This window comes from Alteromonas sp. G4i13 (assembly GCF_054960505.1).
This window is the reverse complement of record NZ_JBHNYX010000095.1, coordinates 1-1,737: the sequence shown is the minus strand read 5'-3', so window position 1 is coordinate 1,737 and position 1,737 is coordinate 1. Positions and strand designations below refer to the sequence as shown.

Below are 1,737 nucleotides of genomic sequence, written 5' to 3'. Positions count from 1 at the left end.
GTTTACGTGCTGGGTAGGGGAGCGTTGTGTAAGTGGATGAAGGTGAGTTGTAAAGCTTGCTGGACATATCACAAGTGCGAATGCTGACATGAGTAACGATAATGGGAGTGAAAAACTCCCACGCCGGAAGACCAAGGTTTCCTGTCCCATGCTAATCAGGGCAGGGTAAGTCGGCCCCTAAGGCGAGGCAGAAATGCGTAGTCGATGGGAAACGGGTTAATATTCCCGTACTTATATAATCAGTGATGGAGGGACGGAGAAGGCTAGGCAAGCTTGGCGTTGGTTGTCCAAGTGAAAGTGAGTAGGCTGAAGACTTAGGTAAATCCGGGTTTTCAAGGCCGAGACACGAGACGAGCTCCCAAGGGAGTGAAGTTGTTGATGCCCTGCTTCCAGGAAAAGCTTCTAAACTTATGATTATATGAACCGTACCCCAAACCGACACAGGTGGTCAGGTAGAGAATACTAAGGCGCTTGAGAGAACTCGGGTGAAGGAACTCGGCAAAATTGTACCGTAACTTCGGGAGAAGGTACGCCTCTGTTTGTGAACACTTCGCGTGGTAAGCAAATGGAGGCCGCAGTGACCAGGTGGCTGGGACTGTTTATTAAAAACACAGCACTCTGCAAACTCGTAAGAGGACGTATAGGGTGTGACACCTGCCCGGTGCCGGAAGGTTAATTGATGGGGTTAGTTTTCGGACGAAGCTCTTGATCGAAGCCCCGGTAAACGGCGGCCGTAACTATAACGGTCCTAAGGTAGCGAAATTCCTTGTCGGGTAAGTTCCGACCTGCACGAATGGTGTAACCATGGCCACGCTGTCTCCACCCGAGACTCAGTGAAATTGAAATCGCAGTGAAGATGCTGTGTACCCGCACCTAGACGGAAAGACCCCGTGAACCTTTACTACAGCTTGGCACTGAACATTGAACCTACATGTGTAGGATAGGTGGGAGGCTTTGAAGCACAGTCGCTAGATTGTGTGGAGCCGTCCTTGAAATACCACCCTTGTATGTTTGATGTTCTAACATTGTTCCCTTATCGGGAATGTGGACAGTGTCTGGTGGGTAGTTTGACTGGGGCGGTCTCCTCCCAAATAGTAACGGAGGAGCACGAAGGTTAGCTAATCACGGTCGGACATCGTGAGGTTAGTGCAATGGCATAAGCTAGCTTAACTGCGAGACAGACACGTCGAGCAGGTACGAAAGTAGGTCATAGTGATCCGGTGGTTCTGTATGGAAGGGCCATCGCTCAACGGATAAAAGGTACTCCGGGGATAACAGGCTGATACCGCCCAAGAGTTCATATCGACGGCGGTGTTTGGCACCTCGATGTCGGCTCATCACATCCTGGGGCTGAAGTCGGTCCCAAGGGTATGGCTGTTCGCCATTTAAAGTGGTACGCGAGCTGGGTTTAGAACGTCGTGAGACAGTTCGGTCCCTATCTGGTGTGGGCGTTGGATGATTGATGGGAGCTGCTCCTAGTACGAGAGGACCGGAGTGGACGAACCGCTGGTGTTCGGGTTGTCATGCCAATGGCATTGCCCGGTAGCTATGTTCGGAACGGATAACCGCTGAAAGCATCTAAGCGGGAAGCCGGCCCAAAGATGAGTCATCCCTGACCTTTAAGGTCTGGAAGGGTTGTTATAGACGATGACGTTGATAGGCAGGGTGTGGAAGCGTTGTAAGGCGTTAAGCTAACCTGTACTAATTGCCCGAGAGGCTTAACCATACAACGCCCAA

At 51.2% G+C, this 1,737-nt stretch carries 1 rRNA gene; it reads left to right on the top strand.

The features are described from left to right. Positions 1-1,726 (top strand): 23S ribosomal RNA (locus ACFI6J_RS21415); the annotation flags it as partial. Between the last annotated feature and the right edge of the window lie 11 nt (positions 1,727-1,737).